Source organism: Streptomyces sp. NBC_00210, from assembly GCF_045160975.1.
Taxonomy (GTDB): domain Bacteria; phylum Actinomycetota; class Actinomycetes; order Streptomycetales; family Streptomycetaceae; genus Streptomyces.
Window position 1 is genome coordinate 4256345 of sequence record NZ_CP108120.1, and the last position, 15639, is coordinate 4271983.

Consider the following 15639-nt stretch of genomic DNA (forward strand, 5'->3'; position numbering starts at 1 on the left):
GTGTGGGGCGGAGCCCCACACTTCAGCCCGTCCGGCGGTTGAGGCCCGGGGCCCGGGGCAGAGCCCCGTACCAAGCCCCGTCGGCGTTTGAGGCGCCGGCTTTGGGGCTGAGCCCCAGGCCTACCGCACCGCCCCGTCAGGGACCCCCGCCCGGTTCGCCCGGCCCGCCCGTCGGATCCCCCGTCGGATCCCCGGTCGGCTCCGTCGGATCCGCCGTCGTCGGACCGTCCGTCGGATCACCCGTCGGCTCCGTCGGGTCAGCCGTCGTCGGGTCGTCCGTCGGCGTCTGCGGATCGCTCGGCGTGTACGACGGCGTCCAGGACGGCGTCCAGGACGGCTGCTGCTCGTCGCCCGTGGGGTCCGGATCCTCGCTCTGCGACTCTTCTTCGGACGGCGTCGGCGAAGCCTCCGGCGTCGTCGGGGACTGCGACGTCTTCGTGTCGTCCTTCTGACCCGTACCGGCTTCCTTCGCCCTGTCCACCGCGAACGCGACACCCGCCGCGATCGCGATCACCGCGAGCACGGCGAACAGCCACATCTTTCCGCGGCCGCCCTTGCCACCCCGGCCGTCCCGGTGACCGCCGTCGTATCCGCCGTCGTTGGGGTTCATCGGCGGCAACAGCGGCCCCTGCGAGGTCTCGCCGTGCACCGGGTGATGCATCGCCGTCGGGCCGGTCACCCCCATCGCGGGGGTGAACGCGGCGTCGTGCACCTCGACCGGACCGGTGTTCCAGGTGCCGGAGTGGCTGCCCTGCTGCTGCAGCATCTGCAGCCCGTACTGGATGAGGCCGCGCATCTCCTCCGCGCTCTGGAACCGGTCGTCCGGGTCCTTCGCGAGCGAGCGCATCACCAGACCGTCGAGTTCCGGCGGCACCACGTCCGAGACCTCGGACGGCGGCACCGGGATGTCCTGGACATGCTGGTAGACCACCGAAAGCGGGGTCTCGCCGGTGAATGGGGGACGCAGGGCGAGGAGTTCGTAGAGCAGACAGCCCGTGGCGTACAGATCGGAACGGTGGTCGACGGCCTTGCCCAGCGCCTGCTCGGGGGAGAGGTACTGGGGCGTGCCCATGACCATGCCGGTCTGGGTCATCGTCGACTGCGCGCCGTGCAGGGCGCGCGCGATGCCGAAGTCCATCACCTTCACCGCACCGGAGTTGGTGATGATGACGTTCGCGGGCTTGATGTCACGGTGCACGATGCCGTGCTGGTGCGAGTAGGCGAGCGCCTCCAGCACACCGGAGACGATGATCAACGCCTGCTCGGGCGGCGGGGCTTCAGCGTTGACGAGCAGATCGCGGATGGTGCGGCCCTCGACGAGCTCCATCACGATGTAGGGGACGGTCTGACCGCCCACCACGTCCTCGCCGGAGTCGTAGACCGCCACCACCGCATGGTGGTTGAGGCCGGCCACCGACTGCGCCTCACGCGTGAAACGGGCCTTGGAGACCGGGTCCTCGGCGAGATCGGGTCGGAGCAACTTGACGGCGACGGTACGGCCGAGCCGTACGTCCTCCGCGGCGAACACCTCGGCCATGCCACCGCGTCCAAGACGGTGCGTCAGGCGATAGCGGCCGTCGCCGACCACTCCGCCGATGCCCCAGGAGTCGGCCGCATCCGGCACTCCGCCGTTGCCGGCCTCGGGTTCGGGTGCCATCAGTCCTCGCCGTCGTATCTGTCCGCCTGCGTAGTGTTGCGTGCGGGATTCGCTGTCGTCCTCAGTTCTCTGCCACGTCACGCTACAGCCTTCGGGCGGCGCGGCGGTTTCGAGATGGACCGGCCATCAAACCCGCTGCCTGTCCGGCCCGCAAATTCCATGCTTTTCCTGTAACGCTTCCGAGACGCTTGTTGTGCGTACGGTCACGGAACGGGCACCTGGCTTGACGTGTCTCTGCCCTCGGGCAGACTTGGCCCGTAATACGGATCACGCCAACGGATCATCTCAATACTGATCACGGCAATACGGGTCGCGGCCATACGGATCACGGGCCTTCGTGCCGAGGGGGAAGCACAGAATGAGCCAGGACGGCGCACAGGGCCGCTATGCGGGAGGTTCGGTCGCCGGCGGCCGGTATCAGCTGCGCGACCTGCTCGGCGAAGGCGGCATGGCCTCCGTGTATCTCGCGTACGACTCGGCCCTGGACCGTCAGGTCGCCATCAAGACGCTGCATACGGAACTGGGGCGCGAGCAGTCCTTCCGCGAGCGGTTCCGGCGCGAGGCGCAGGCGGTCGCCAAGCTGTCGCACACCAACATCGTGTCGGTCTTCGACACCGGCGAGGACGAGCTCGATGGCTCGTTGATGCCGTACATCGTCATGGAGTACGTCGAGGGCCGGCCGCTCGGATCCGTACTGCAGGCGGACATTGCGCAGTACGGCGCGATGCCGGCCGACAAGGCGCTGAAGGTGACGGCCGATGTGCTGGCCGCCCTGGAGACCAGCCACGAGATGGGCCTGGTCCACCGCGACATCAAGCCCGGCAACGTGATGATGACCAAGCGCAATGTCGTGAAGGTCATGGACTTCGGCATCGCGCGCGCCATGCAGTCCGGCGTCACCTCGATGACGCAGACCGGCATGGTCGTCGGCACGCCGCAGTATCTGTCGCCCGAGCAGGCGCTGGGGCGTGGCGTGGACGCGCGGTCGGACCTGTACTCCGTCGGCATCATGCTGTTCCAACTGCTGACCGGACGGCTGCCGTTCGACGCGGACTCGCCGCTGGCGATCGCGTACGCGCATGTGCAGGAGGAGCCGGTCGCTCCGTCCACGATCAACCGCTCTGTCACGCCCGCGATGGACGCACTGGTCGCGCGGGCGCTGAAGAAGAACCCCAACGAACGTTTCCCGAGCGCCGCAGCGATGCGCGACGAGTGCGCGCGGGTGGCGAGCGCCGGGCAGACGGGGGCGCCGGTGATCATCGGCGGCGCGCCCACGACGAGTGGCGCGGGGGTCGGCTCCGCGGTCTTCCCGCCGCTGGACCAGGCGCCTTCGGCACCGCAGAGCGTGCAGACGCCGTACCAGCCGGGTCCGTACGGGCCGCCGACCCCGGCGCCCGCTCCGGCACCGCACTACGGGTACCCGCAGACGCCCTCTCCGGTTTCGCCGTACCAGCAGCATGCTCCGGTGGCCTCGACTCCGCCTCCGTACTCCATCTCACCTCAGACAGCGGTGCCGGGCGGCCACGGCGGCGGCAACGGCGGCGGCAAGCGGAACATGCCGGTCATCGTGGGCGCCATCGTGGTGGCGCTGCTGGCGGTCGGCGGCCTGATCACAGTGATCTCGCTGAACAAGGACTCGGGGAGCGGGGACAACACGGGCGGCGACCCGAGCTCGAGCGAGTCGGTGGAGGCGGGCGTCAAGGCGCCGGACCGTACGCGGACGATCGACAAGTCGAAGTGCACGGACGCCACGGAGGACGGCACCGACCCGTCGAAGGTTCAGGCCCCGCAGCTCCTCTACAAGGACATCCTCTCGGTGAAGGACTGCCTTCGGGAAGCCGGCTGGACCTGGAAGGTGACCGAGGAGGACAACCCTCAATACCCCAAGGACGCCGTCATCCTGCAGTACCCGAGTTCGGGCGAGGCCATCGTGCCGAAGAGCCAGGAGTTCGAGCTCACGATCTCCACGGGCAAGTCGGGCTGACCCGGCCCGCACCGTCTTCCCGGGAACGGCCCGGCACGCAGCGCGCGTGCCGGGCCGTTCCCGTTTCCCGTTCCCGCTCCCTTCTCCCCGTTCCCTTGTGCAGCCGCCCGAGATGCCGGAAGAGTCATGGCATGTGACCCTGAGTCCGATATCTCGGCGACTCGGCGACTCGGCACGGGAGGGGGTCACCCGGTGACTCCAAGGCTCCGCACACAGTGCGCGATCATGGTCGCCTCGTTTCTGCTGCTGGCCACGCCCGTTGCGTACGCCGAGGAGTCCGAGGCCTCCGACCCCTCACCAACGGCCTCTCCCGCCGCCTCCGCCTCTCTCGCCGGGCGGCAGGCCGGGGAGGGGCGGCCCCGGCCCGGACGGCTCCCCAGAACGGTGAGCCCGAGCGATGACGAGGGTGACGACGGGTCGTACGACCGCGACGACCCGGCCCGTAGGCCGTCCACCGGAGCGTCCGTGTCGCCTTCGGCGTCCGTTTCCGCGTCCCGTTCCGCTTCGGCGGCCCCGTCCCTTACGCATCCGGCCAAGCCGGAGCCCCCTCCTGCGGAGGACGAGGCACTGGAGACGGAGGAGCCGGACGGCGCCTGGGCCGCGCCGACGCCCACCTCGACCCGTACCGCACCCGCCGCCGCAGGTCACCAGGAACCTCAGGCCCTTCCCGGGCCCATCGCGCACCAGATTTCCCCGATGTCACTGGGGATCGGAATGGCCCTCATGGGGCTCGGCATCGGCTTTCTGGGCGTACGGCTGAGGCGTCGTTGATCCTCGCGTCATCCTCAAGATGGAGGCAGGGGCTCCGCCTATTGGTGGTTGCTGGCCCCCGCATACCCGGTATACATACTGAGTATGTCCATCCGACACGGGCTCCTCGCCCTCCTTGAGCACGGCCCTCGCTACGGCTCCCAGCTCCGTTCGGAGTTCGAGTCGCGCACCGGTGCCACCTGGCCACTCAACGTCGGCCAGGTCTATACGACCCTCAGCCGCCTGGAGCGCGACGGCATGGTCGCCCAGGGCGGCGAGGACGACGCCGGCCATGCACTCTACGTCATCACCGATGCCGGGCGGACCGAGCTGAAGAGCTGGTTCGAGACCCCCGTGGACCGCAGCAGCCCGCCCCGTGACGAGCTGGCCATCAAGCTCGCGATGGCGGTCGGCGCGCCCGGCGTGGACATCCGTAGCGTCATTCAGTCCCAGCGCCACCACACCGTGAGGGCGATGCAGGACTACACCCGGCTCAAGGCGCAGGCCCTGGCCGCGATCGAGGGCGGCGGCTCGGCCGAGCGCGACGACGTGGCCTGGCTGCTCGTGCTGGAGCAGCTGATCTTCCAGACCGAGGCCGAGGCGCGCTGGCTCGATCACTGCGAGGTGCGGCTCATCCGGCTCTCCGCGGCGGCCCAGCAGGGAGCCGGGAGCACGATGGCGGCTTCTCTGCTCGGGCAGCCCGCTGCACCGGTGCAGCCCCGGCCCGCGACGCCGACCTAGCCCGACTGCCCGGCGTCCCGTCCGGCAACCTTCTCCGTCCTCACGGCCTTCACCGTCCTCACCGCCTCACCGTCCTCACCGCCTTCACCGACCTCACCGCCTTCACCGACCTCTTCGCATCTCTGAAGCTCCGTACATCCGCTCGTACGTACACCGTCCGTCCAAGGGGGGACCCTTCCCATGTCTCAACACCAGTCACAGAAGTCCCAGCAACCTGTGCTGCAACTCCAGGAACTGACCCGTGTCCACGGCAGTGGCGCCACCGAGGTGCATGCGCTGCGCGGCATCAACCTCGATGTCTTCCCCGGCGAACTCGTCGCCGTCATGGGCCCGTCCGGCTCCGGCAAGTCCACACTGCTCACCATCGCCGGCGGGCTCGACACCCCCTCCTCGGGCCGGGTGATCGTCGAGAACACCGACATCACCACCGCCGACCGCAAGACGCTCGCCGCGCTGCGCCGCCGCAGCATCGGCTATGTCTTCCAGGACTACAACCTCATCCCGGCCCTCACCGCCGCCGAGAACGTCTCCCTGCCGCGCGAGCTGGACGGCATCTCCGCACGCAAAGCCCGTACCGAGGCCGTCGCCGCGCTGGAGGAGATGGAGCTCGGGCATCTCGCCGACCGCTTCCCCGACGAGATGTCGGGCGGTCAGCAGCAGCGTGTGGCCATCGCCCGCGCGCTGGTCGGCGAGCGCCGTCTCGTCCTCGCCGACGAGCCGACCGGCGCCCTGGACTCGGAGACCGGTGAATCCGTACTGGCCCTGCTGCGCTCGCGCTGTGACGCCGGTGCGGCCGGCATTCTCGTTACGCACGAACCGCGCTTCGCGGCCTGGGCGGACCGTGTGGTCTTCCTGCGCGACGGCGCGGTCGTCGACCAGACCATCCGCAGCCAGGCCGACTCGCTGCTCTCCGGCCAGGCGGCCGAGCTGTGAAGACCTGGTACCACTCCTGGCGGGCCGCGATCCGGATCGCCCGCCGCGACGCCTGGCGCTCCAAGGGACGCAGTTTCCTCGTCCTGGCGATGATCGCGCTCCCCATCCTCGGCGTGAGCGCCGCGGATCTGACCCTGCGCAGCGCGGAACTGTCCACCGAGCAGAGCCTTGAGCGCACGCTCGGCGCAGCGGACGCGCGGGTGTCCGACCCCGGCATGGGCGGGACGCCCATCAAGCAGACCCCCGACGCCAACAGCTATATGCCGGTGGAGGACTTCGACGGCAAGCCGTGGCCCGAGGGCAAGACGGACATAACGAAGGCGCTGCCCGCCGGCACCAAGTCCCTGTCGGACTCCACCGGTTCGGGCAAGCTGCGCACCACGCACGGTCTGCTGAACACCGAGATCCGGGAGCTCAAGTCCGCCGACCCGATGGCCAAGGGCATCATGGTCGTCGACCAGGGCCGGCTGCCGCAGAAGTCCGACGAGGTCGCAGCGACCACGCACTTTCTGGAGTCCAGCGGTCTGAAGGTGGGCGGCAAACTCACGGCCCGCGGACTCGTCCGTGAGTACAAGATCGTCGGCTCGTACGAACTTCCCGACGAACTGGACACCGACCAGGTCAACGCGCTGCCGGGCGCGTTTCTCGCCCCGCTCAACAAGGCCCTCGAAAAGGCCGGGCTGCCCGTCAACGAGGCGACCACCTCATATCTGGTGACCGCTCCCGGTGGTTTCACGTGGAACATGGTCAAGGAGATCAACACCAAGGGTGTGGCGGTCAATTCGCGCGCGGTCGCTCTCAACCCGCCCGCCAAGGCCGACGTTCCGATCTACCAGGAAGAGGGCTGGGGCAGCTTCGAGGACAGCACGGCCGCCAAGGCCGCCGCGCTCGCTGCCGTCGGTACCGTCGTCGGCCTCGCCATGCTCGAGATCTGCCTGCTGGCAGGGCCCGCCTTCGCGGTCGGCGCCCGGCGCTCGCGCCGCCAGCTGGGTCTGGTCGGCGCCAACGGCGGCGACCGCCGCCATATCCGCGCCATCGTCCTCGCCGGTGGTCTGGTGATCGGCGTCGCCGCGGCCGTGGTCGGCACGGTCCTCGGTCTGCTGCTCACCTTCGCGCTGCAGCCGGTGCTCGAGGAATCCATGGGCCAGCGCTTCGGCAGCTTCGACGTACGGCCGCTGGAACTGCTCGGCATCGGGCTGCTCGCCGTACTCACGGGCCTGATGGCCGCGATCGTCCCGGCGATCACGTCCTCCCGGCAGTCCGTACTCTCCTCGCTCACCGGTCGACGCGGCGTCCGCAAGAGCAGCCGCGCGCTGACCGTCGTCGGCCTGATCGCGGTGGCACTGGGCGTGGTGATCGCGCTCTACGGATCGGTGGTGACCGACCAGACCATCATGGTCGCCGGCGGCAGCGCCATCGCGGAGCTGGGCGTGGTCGCGCTGACCCCCGCCCTGGTCGGCCTGTTCGGCCGGACCGGACGCATCCTGCCGCTCTCTCCGCGCCTCGCGCTGCGTGACGCGGTGCGCAACCGGGGCCGCACGGCTCCCGCCGTGGCCGCGGTGCTGGCCGCGGTCGCCGGCACGGTGGCCGTGGCAACGTACACCGCGAGCAGCGATGCCCAGAGCGAGGCCGAGTACCAGGCACGCCTTCCGCACGGCGCGGTCTCCGTGATCCTCGACGAGGGAGGCGGGCGCGATGTCCCGGCGGTGCGCGCCACCGTGCAGAAGATGCTGCCCATCGACGTACGGGCCGATGTGGACCGGATCGCGGTCGGCAAGCCCAGCTGTTCGCCGTACAGCGACGCGGAGGGCTGCGGCCGCTACGAGATCGTCGTGCCGAAGGCCAACCAGTGCCCGCTGTGGATCACCGACCCGGCCAAGCCGGACGAGGACCCCACGGCGAGGTTCAGCAAGGCCGAGCGCCGCAAGCTCTCCGCCGACTGGCGCTGCAAGGAGTCCAGCGGCTACATGAATATCGAAGGCGGGGTGCTGGTCGGCGACGCGAAGCTGCTGAAGGTGCTCGCGATCGACGACCCCGGTGCCGAAAAGGCGCTGGCGGCCGGACAGGTCGTCGCGTTCGACAAGCGCAACGTCGACGCCAAGGGCAAGATCAGCATCCGTCTGATCACCGACACCAAGAAGGCCGACGAGGCAACGCAGAAGGGCCTGGATGCGCCGGGCGTGATCAAGACCTTCTCCGTGCATCAGGTCACCGGTGAGCCCATGTCGTACGGCGTCTCGATGATCGTGCCTCCTGCCGCGGCCAAGGCGGCGGGCATGACCACGGTGCCGCTGGGGGCGTACTACTCGACGGACAAGATGCCGAGCAGCGAGCAGCGCCAGCGTCTCGACGGCGAGCTCGACAAGACCGGCTCTGAGGTAGCCCTGCACATCGAGGAGGGCTACACCAGCAAGAACAGCATCATCCTGCTGTCGCTGACCGTCTTCGCCGGGCTGATCACCATCGGCGCGGCCGGTATCGCCACGGGCCTCGCCCAGGCCGATGCCGAGGCCGATCTGAAGACACTCGCCGCCGTCGGCGCCCCGCCGCGGGTGCGCAGGACGCTCAGCGGCTTCCAGTGCGGGGTGGTGGCCGCAATGGGTGTGGTGCTCGGCTCGGCGGCCGGTGTACTGCCCGCGATCGGGCTGCGGCTCACCGAGGAGCGCGAGCAGATCAAGTGGTACCAGCAGGCACTGGACCAGGGCTACAGCTCGGGCGGTTCGGCGCCGCACGTACCGATCATCGTGCCCTGGGAAACCCTGGCCGCACTGCTCGTCGCGGTCCCGGTGGGCGCGGCGCTACTGGCGGCGCTGGTGACGCGCTCGCGCGGGGCGCTGGCCCGCCGCGAGGCAACATAATCGGCCACTGATCGCACTGCCTGCGGTTTTGTGCCCCCGTACGAGGGTGGATCACTCTCGTACGGGGGCACACCGTGTGGTGACGCCCACGTGCGAGAGAATGGCGGCATGGAGATGCCGAGGAATGAACGGTCGCAGGAGAGCCCCCACGTCCTTGTCGTGGGGCAGGACGGAATGGCACTCGGCGGCGGTGACGGTGACGACGAGTCGCGCGAGGTCCCGGTGACGGAGATGGTCGAACAGCCGGCGAAGGTCATGCGGATCGGCAGCATGATCAAGCAGCTGCTGGAGGAAGTCAGGGCAGCCCCTCTGGACGAGGCGAGCCGGGTCCGGCTCAAGGAGATCCACGCCAGCTCGGTCAAGGAACTGGAGGACGGCCTCGCCCCCGAACTCGTCGAGGAACTCGAGCGCCTCTCGCTCCCCTTCACCGACGAGGCAATCCCCTCCGAAGCGGAACTCCGCATTGCCCAGGCCCAGTTGGTGGGCTGGCTGGAGGGCCTCTTCCACGGAATCCAAACAGCCCTGTTCGCCCAGCAAATGGCAGCCCGCGCCCAGTTGGAACAAATGCGCCGAGCCCTGCCACCGGGCGCCCCGCACGACGACGATGACGGCCAACACGGAGCAATCCGCTCGGGCCCGTACCTGTAGTCCTGGAAACCCACCGCCACCGAGGGCCCGGGGGCACGGCGCCCCCGGCCACGCGGCGCGGCACTTCAGCCCGTGCGAGAGCTGGCCGGTGCGGCGATGCCGCCACGGTGGCGGAGGTGCCGGGGGGTGCGCAGTACCCGCGCGTACAGGGCGGGCGGGGTGAGCAGGCCCGCACCCGGGGCGTGGGGCGCACTCACAATCAAGGGCGGGCGGGTGCGGTCAGCCCGCCGCAGGCGAGACCAGCAGGACCTTGCCGATATTCGCGCCGGACTCCAGCACCCGATGTCCCTCCCCCGCATCCCGCATCGCAATCCTCCGGTCCACCACCGCCCGCACCCGACCCCCCTCGATCAGCGGCCACACATGCTCCCGAACCGCCGCCACGATCGACGCCTTCTCACCCAGCGGCCGCCCCCGCAGCGACGTCGCCGTCACTGCCGCCCGCTTCCCCAGCAGCATCGCCAGGTTCAGCTCACCCTTGACGCCGCCCTGCATGCCGATCACGGCCAGCCGGCCGTTGACCGCCAGCGCCCGCACATTCCGGTCCAGATACTTCGCGCCGATGATGTCGAGGATGACGTCCGCCCCCGCCCCGTCCGTCGCCTTGCGCAGCTCCTCCACGAAGTCCTGCTCGCGGTAGTCGATCAGAATGTCCGCGCCCAGTTCCGCGCACCGCGCCAGCTTCTCCGGCCCACCCGCCGTGACGGCCACCCGCGCCCCCACCGCCTTGGCCAGCTGAATCGCCATCGTGCCGATCCCGCTCGCGCCACCGTGGACCAGCAGCGTCTCGCCCGGCCGCAGGTGGGCGATCATGAACACGTTCGACCACACCGTCGCGGTCACCTCCGGCAGCGCCGCCGCCGTGATCAGGTCCACCCCTTCGGGCACCGGCAGCAGCTGCCCGGCCGGCACGGCGGCCTTCTCCGCGTAACCACCGCCCGCGAGCAGCGCGCACACCTCGTCGCCCAGGGCCCATCCCGAGACACCGGGCCCCAGGGCCGAGATGCGCCCCGAGCATTCGAGCCCGGGATACGAGGACGCACCGGGCGGCGGATCGTAGAAGCCCTGCCGCTGCAGCAGATCGGCGCGGTTGACGGCGCTCGCGACGACGTCGACGAGGACCTCTCCCTCGCCGGGCACGGGATCGGGCACCTCGGCCCAGACAAGCGCCTCGGGACCACCAGGTTCGGGAATCGTGATCGCATGCATGGGCGCGAGGCTACTCCGGAGCGGGCCTGTTGAGGCTGCTGAGGGGTGAGCCACCATCCGCGCGCACGATCGTGATCAGCCGGTCCGTCAGCTGCAACGGACTCGCCGCCGGATCGTCGTAACCGATCAGCCGATGCCCCCGCAGCACGCTCACCACCAGGTCGTCCGTCTCCCGCACACCACGCCCCACCTCGGCCTTTGTCACCGGCCGTTCGGTGAGGTCGAGCCCGCTGCCCTGCTGGATCAGATCCTCCATCACTATGCCCGCGCTCGGGCTGAGCACGGACAGGCCCAGCAGCCGGCCCGCCGCACTCGCGCTGGTGATCACCGCATCGGCGCCGGACCGGCGCAGCAGCGGCGCGTTCTCCTCCTCCCGCACCGCCGCGACGATCTTCGCCCCGCGATTGAGCTGCCGCGCGGTCAGCGCGACGAGCACCGCCGTGTCGTCGCGCTGTGTCGCAATGACGATCTGACGGGCCTTCTGCACCTCGGCCCGTAGAAGAACGTCGCTACGGGTCGCATCACCGATCACCCCCACAAAGCCCTCGGCATTGGCCGTCTCGATCACCTTGCTGCTGGGGTCGACCACGACGATCTGTACCTTCTTCAGGCCCGTGGCAGTCAGCGTCTGAATCGCGGACCGGCCCTTGGTGCCGAAGCCCACAACGACGGTGTGCTCACGCAATTGAAGCCTCCAGCGCTTTCTCGAAAGTAACCAAAAAACCTGAGCGATGATCTCGTGAAGCGGGCACGCTGGGGCGATCTTGAAGGCCAGAATTGGGCCGGTCTCGTCCGGCTTTCCTTCGAGCCCGACGATGGCCCCGGTACCGATGGGAACGACGGTACCGACAGCACAGAGGCCAAGAAGGGATTCCGCCCCTGAACCGGGCGCGACATCACGGGCTCTCTCGACCTCCGCACCGACAACGGCCACACGGTCGCACGGATTGTGACCGCGACCGGCGTTCTTGAGCGACCCAGCACGGCCGTGGGGGCCAGGTGTGTGAAGCAGTACTCATTCCTCGTTGCCGGCGCGGGTCACATTGTCCTTGCAATCCTCTGCGATGCGCCACGCGCTTTTGACATTGCCCGTCAGGTCATTGCCTTCGATCACGCCACCGCCACCTTCGTAAATCCATACCGCCTGATATTGGTTGCCGTTGATCCGGTTGGCGCGCAAGGTCGGGTTACTACCCGTTGTGATCGTCACACCCGTCAAAGCGTTGCCGGTGATGTCGTTGTCCTCCAGCGTGCCCATGCCGCTGTCATGGACGAACACGCCGCCCGTCTTACCGTCGTGGATCCGGTTGCGGCGCAACGTGGGGTCGCCACCCGTTTTGATCTCCACACCCGCCAAAGCGTTCCCGGTGATGTCGTTGTCCTCCAGCGTGCCCATGCCGCTGTCAAGGACCAAGACGCCGGAAGCCTTGCCGTCGTGGATCCGGTTGCGGCGCAACGTGGGGTCGCCACCCGTCGTGATGACCACATTCGTCGAAGCGTTGCCGGTGATGTCGTTGTCCTCCAGCGTGCCCATGCCGCTGTCGTGGACGAACACGCCGCCCGTCCTGCCGTCGTGGATCCGGTTGCGGCGCAACGTGGGGTCGCCACCCGTTTTGATCTCCACACCCGCCAAAGCGTTCCCGGTGATGTCGTTGTCCTCCAGCGTGCCCATGCCGCCGTCAAGGACCAAGACGCCGGAAGCCTTGCCGTCGTGGATCCGGTTGCGGCGCAACGTGGGGTCGCCACCCGTCGCGATCTCCACACCCGCCAAAGCGTTGCCCGTGATGTCGTTGTCCTCCAGCATGCCCATGCCGCTGTCAAGGACGAACACGCCGCCCGTCCTGCCGTCGTGGATCCGGTTGCGGCGCAACGTGGGGTCGCCACCCGTTTTGATCGTCACATTCGTCGAAGCGTTGCCGGTGATGTCGTTGTCCTCCAGCGTGCCCATGCCGCTGTCATGGACGAACACGCCGCCCGTCCTGCCGTCGTGGATCTGGTTGCGGCGCAACGTGGGGTCGCCACCCGTTTTGATCTCCACACCCGCCAAAGCGTTCCCGGTGATGTCGTTGTCCTCCAGCGTGCCCATGCCGCTGTCATGGACCAGGACGCCGGAAGCCTTGCCGTCGTGGATCCGGTTGCGGCGCAGGCGCGGGTCGGCGCCGTTGCGGATGGTGACGCACGCGAGGCCCTGGCTGCTGATGTCGCAGCCTTCCAGGTCCAGCCGACCCTGGGTGATGTCAACGCAGTACCAGCCACCCCCAGTCTGACGTAGGGTCAGGTTCGCGACGCGGCCAATGCTGGCCTGGAACATCAGCGCGTTGGCGTCGCGGGCGCGGATCTCGATGTCGGCGACCGGGCCGTCGCCGAGGATTTCCAGCGGCTTGTCGACCACCAGGCCCTCCTCGTACAGGCCCGGTCGGACCAGGATCCGGTCACCGGGTTTCGCGGCCTTGATCGCGGCGCTGACCGTGGCGAAGTCTCCCCGCTGATAGGGATCCACCACATGGGTCGGTGGCTCGGTCTTGGCCGTGGCTCCGGCCGCGCCCTCCGTCTGTTCCGCCGCCCCGGCCGTCGCTTCAGTTGCCTCCGCACGCCTGGCGGGGCGCGCCGGGGCGGTGGTGGGCGGATGCCAGAACGTATCCCGCATCCGCGACGCCAGTTGCGCGATGGACTTGCGAACCAGCGGTGAGGTGAACGGCTCGAACCGCAGCTCCCGCCAGTCGGCGTGCTGACGTGAGGCCAGCATCCTGGCCATCTCATCGGCTTCGCGCAGCTCGGGAACATCCAGCTCCCGGGCGCTGATGTAATACACCGGCAAGATCAAGTCCTGGCGGCCCAGGTCAGCTTCCCGCTCCAGGAACCGTGCCACCTCTGCCCGACAGGCGGGGCTTCGGAACAGGCTCGGCGTGATGATGACCAGCAACAGTGTCACTGCATCCAGCGCTTCATCGATGCGCTGTTGCCAGTTCTGCCCCCAGGCGACGTCGTTACGATCCTGGAAGATCGCGAACTCCTCGCCGGTCTGCGCCCGGACTTCGGTACCGAGCCGTTCCCGGAACTGGGTGAGCAGGCCGTCGTCGTGCTGGTCGTTGAAACGGACATAGCTCATGAACGCCACAGGCTCACCGTGCATGGCCCCCCTCCCCACTACAGACGAAGGCCGACTCCACTTCTGCGGCCATCTCTTGGCCCCATTCCCCTCAAAGCCACCCCGACACGACGCCTCACCCATGTTCTCCCGTATGCGGTGGCCGCAGGGTGTGAATCGTTGAGATCTCAGCAGTCGCAGCCGTCCCCACAGCAGACCGATAGACGCGCTTCGTGTCGCCGGAGGAGCTCGACACGCTGCCCATGCACCACACACAGCGGCTCCGGATCCAGCACTTCCTGGAGCACCGAGACCGGCCGTACCTCGGCTAGCGAAACGCGCGGCGCTCAGCGAGGCAGCCGAGCACAACGAGCTACCGCCACGCTGCCGGATTGCTCCCGCGTCGAGTGGACCGCCGACGGCAACAAACCTCGCTCTCACTCCTACCGGGCTAGATCCATGGCAAGCCGAGATCAAGCCCTCCCGCGTGCACACCATTCGCCGGTCCGTACGGAAGCATGGTCGGCATGCTGAATGAACGGATCACTGCGCGCGAGGGCCGGTCATGAGAGACGAGACGCAGCCGACCGAGACGGGAACCCTCTCGGTTCTCCGGTCTCTCTGGTCCGGCACCAGGTCGGGGGGCCAGGTCGACGCCGACGCCGCCCGCACCGTCGTCATGCCGGTCATGGGCGTGGTGCCTCCACTTCAGCAAGTCCTACGACGCCTCACCATGGCCCTGGGCGTACTGCTGGCGACAGTGGCTGTCGTCTACGTTGATCGCAACGGCTACCACGACAATGCCGACAACTCTGTCGATCTGCTCGACGCCTTCTACTACGCGACGGTGACCCTCTCCACCACCGGCTACGGCGACATCGTTCCGCACAGCGACAGCGCACGCCTGACCAACATCCTTCTCATCACCCCGTTGCGTGTGCTCTTCCTGATCATCTTGGTGGGCACCACCCTCGAGGTACTCACAGAACGAACGCGGCAGCAGGCCCGTGTTCACCGTTGGAAGAGCCGCACCAAAGACCATGTGGTCGTCGTCGGCTACGGCACCAAGGGCCGTCACGCCATCGCAACGCTGCTCGGCCAGGGAATCCCCAAAGACAAGATCGTCATCATCGACCCGCAGAGGACGGCCGTGGAAGCCGCCAGTAGTGACGGGTTCGTCGCCATTCATGGGGACGCGACACGGTCCGACACGCTGCTGCGAGCAGAGTTGCCGCGAGCCGCACAAGTGATCATCGCTCCCCAGCGGGACGACACCGCCACGTTGGTTACGCTCACCGCGAGACAACTCAACAGGCGAGCCGCCATCGTCGCGGCCGTCCGGGAAGACGAGAACGTACCGCTGATCAAGCAGAGTGGTGCGGATGGCGTGGTAACCAGCTCCAGTTCTGCCGGACGCCTGCTCGGGCTCTCCACGGGCAAGCCCTATGTGGGCACGGTGCTGGACGAGCTGATGACCTATGGCAGCGGGCTCGATTTGTCAGAGCGGCCGGTGACCGACGAAGAGACGGGCCGGTCACCCCGCGAGTGCAAGGACCTCGTTGTCGCTGTCGTGCGCAGGAAGGAGATTCTGGGCTACGACCACCCGGACGCCGCGACGCTCCGGCCCGGCGATCGGCTGATCACGGTGACCCGCACGAAGTAATACCGCCATCAGCAGCCGTTCGCCGACCTGCCGCAGCGGCGCCCGACGATACGACGGGGGAGTTTCACCCGGCTGGTGACCAGCTGTTCGTCGGCATTCCGGGCCATG

At 68.5% G+C, this 15639-nt stretch carries 11 protein-coding genes and 2 pseudogenes; 8 read left to right on the plus strand and 5 right to left on the minus strand.

Going from position 1 to position 15639, the window contains the following annotated elements; all coding sequences use genetic code 11:
- Nucleotides 1–136: 136 nt before the first annotated feature.
- Nucleotides 137–1657 carry a protein kinase domain-containing protein gene (locus OG729_RS19240; protein ID WP_405807301.1) on the minus strand — a complete coding sequence of 507 codons (1521 nt, stop codon included), beginning with the start codon at nucleotides 1655–1657 and terminating at the stop codon, nucleotides 137–139.
- A 358-nt stretch (nucleotides 1658–2015) separates the two neighbouring features.
- On the opposite strand from OG729_RS19240, the gene OG729_RS19245 reads away from it, so the two are divergent.
- The 6 genes from OG729_RS19245 (at nucleotide 2016) to OG729_RS19270 (ending at nucleotide 9571) form a co-directional block, all read left to right on the plus strand.
- Nucleotides 2016–3641: a protein kinase domain-containing protein gene (locus tag OG729_RS19245; protein WP_405807303.1), complete on the plus strand. Its 1626-nt coding sequence runs from the start codon at nucleotides 2016–2018 to the stop codon at nucleotides 3639–3641.
- 225 nt (nucleotides 3642–3866) lie between these two features.
- Complete coding sequence (locus OG729_RS19250; RefSeq protein ID WP_405807305.1) at nucleotides 3867–4412, plus strand: hypothetical protein; 546 nt, start codon at nucleotides 3867–3869, stop codon at nucleotides 4410–4412.
- 84 nt (nucleotides 4413–4496) lie between these two features.
- Complete coding sequence (locus OG729_RS19255; RefSeq protein ID WP_405807306.1) at nucleotides 4497–5132, plus strand: PadR family transcriptional regulator; 636 nt, start codon at nucleotides 4497–4499, stop codon at nucleotides 5130–5132.
- Between the two features lie 180 nt (nucleotides 5133–5312).
- Nucleotides 5313–6065 (plus strand): ABC transporter ATP-binding protein, encoded by a 753-nt coding sequence (locus OG729_RS19260; protein WP_360866895.1) that lies wholly within the window; start codon nucleotides 5313–5315, stop codon nucleotides 6063–6065.
- The gene (locus OG729_RS19265) at nucleotides 6062–8923 is read left to right on the plus strand and encodes an FtsX-like permease family protein (RefSeq protein WP_405807308.1); all 2862 of its coding nucleotides are present in this window, start codon (nucleotides 6062–6064) and stop codon (nucleotides 8921–8923) included. Before OG729_RS19260 ends, OG729_RS19265 begins: the two co-directional genes overlap by 4 nt.
- A 108-nt stretch (nucleotides 8924–9031) precedes the next feature.
- Nucleotides 9032–9571: a bacterial proteasome activator family protein gene (locus OG729_RS19270; RefSeq protein WP_360866901.1), complete on the plus strand. Its 540-nt coding sequence runs from the start codon at nucleotides 9032–9034 to the stop codon at nucleotides 9569–9571.
- A 219-nt stretch (nucleotides 9572–9790) separates the two neighbouring features.
- On the opposite strand, the gene OG729_RS19275 is transcribed toward OG729_RS19270, so the two are convergent.
- From OG729_RS19275 to OG729_RS19285, 3 genes are all read right to left on the minus strand, one after another.
- The gene (locus tag OG729_RS19275; protein WP_405807310.1) at nucleotides 9791–10780 is read right to left on the minus strand and encodes an NAD(P)H-quinone oxidoreductase; all 990 of its coding nucleotides are present in this window, start codon (nucleotides 10778–10780) and stop codon (nucleotides 9791–9793) included.
- A gap of 10 nt (nucleotides 10781–10790) precedes the next feature.
- The gene (locus OG729_RS19280) at nucleotides 10791–11714 is read right to left on the minus strand and encodes a potassium channel family protein (protein ID WP_405807311.1); all 924 of its coding nucleotides are present in this window, start codon (nucleotides 11712–11714) and stop codon (nucleotides 10791–10793) included.
- A gap of 81 nt (nucleotides 11715–11795) precedes the next feature.
- Nucleotides 11796–13889, minus strand: coding sequence for a right-handed parallel beta-helix repeat-containing protein (locus tag OG729_RS19285; RefSeq protein WP_405811189.1), 2094 nt, complete (start codon nucleotides 13887–13889; stop codon nucleotides 11796–11798).
- 206 nt (nucleotides 13890–14095) lie between these two features.
- On the opposite strand from OG729_RS19285, the pseudogene OG729_RS19290 reads away from it, so the two are divergent.
- Together OG729_RS19290 and OG729_RS19295 are read left to right on the plus strand one after the other, a co-directional pair.
- Nucleotides 14096–14200 (plus strand): annotated as a pseudogene (locus OG729_RS19290) (DNA mismatch repair protein MutT); the annotation flags it as partial.
- Between the two features lie 233 nt (nucleotides 14201–14433).
- Nucleotides 14434–15531, plus strand: a complete 1098-nt coding sequence (locus OG729_RS19295) for a potassium channel family protein (protein WP_405807312.1) — start codon at nucleotides 14434–14436, stop codon at nucleotides 15529–15531.
- On the opposite strand, the pseudogene OG729_RS19300 reads toward OG729_RS19295, so the two are convergent.
- Nucleotides 15520–15638 (minus strand): annotated as a pseudogene (locus OG729_RS19300) (Ion channel protein); the annotation flags it as partial. The gene OG729_RS19295 and the pseudogene OG729_RS19300 overlap by 12 nt on opposite strands.
- Nucleotide 15639: the final 1 nt, after the last annotated feature.